The sequence below is a fragment of the Erwinia typographi genome (assembly GCF_000773975.1).
GTDB classification, from domain to species: domain Bacteria; phylum Pseudomonadota; class Gammaproteobacteria; order Enterobacterales; family Enterobacteriaceae; genus Erwinia; species Erwinia typographi.
In genome coordinates this window covers 1-602 of sequence record NZ_JRUQ01000126.1, presented here as the reverse complement: position 1 = coordinate 602, position 602 = coordinate 1, and the positions used below count along the sequence as shown (strand labels likewise).

1 protein-coding gene is annotated in these 602 nt (G+C 60.8%); it reads left to right on the top strand.

The window, feature by feature from the left end:
- The coding region (locus NG99_RS27210) for an IS91 family transposase (protein ID WP_034900003.1) at positions 1-602 on the top strand (602 nt) is incomplete at both ends.

Genomic DNA, 602 nt, shown 5'->3' with positions numbered 1-602 from the left:
AAACACGGCGTCTGGCGCAGTCTTTTCTTCAAAAAAAAGGCCGTTGAGGCCATCTGGCGGAGTGCGGTTATCCGCCTGCTGCGCGGCAGCTACGGGCGGATCATGCCCGGCAGGCTGCCGGGGCTGGGCCACATCCACGATGAGCGCCAGTGGCGGCGCTATCTTCAGGCGCAGTATGGCCGCTACTGGAAGGTACATTTCGCCAGGAAAACCCGGGGAGCCTGGCACAGCGTCAAATATCTGGACCGCTACCTGAAGCGCCCGCCGGTGTCAGCCTCCCGTCTGCGCCACTACGGCGGCGGCGCCGTAGTTCACCACTATCCCGATCACCGCACGGGGAAGCATAAACGTCAGACGCTGAGCCAGGAAGAGATGATCGGACGCTATATCAGCCACGTCCCCGCCCGGCATTTTAAAATGGTGCGTTACTCAGGCTTTCTGGCCAACCGCAAGCGGGGCATGCTGCTGCCGAAGGTTTACGAGGCGCTGGAGATGACGGTACGGGAAAAACCGAAACGGCCCGGATTTGCGGTGCTGATGAAAGGTTTTCTGGGTACCGATCCATTCGAATGCATCCGGTGTGGCGACCGGCTGCGTTTTGC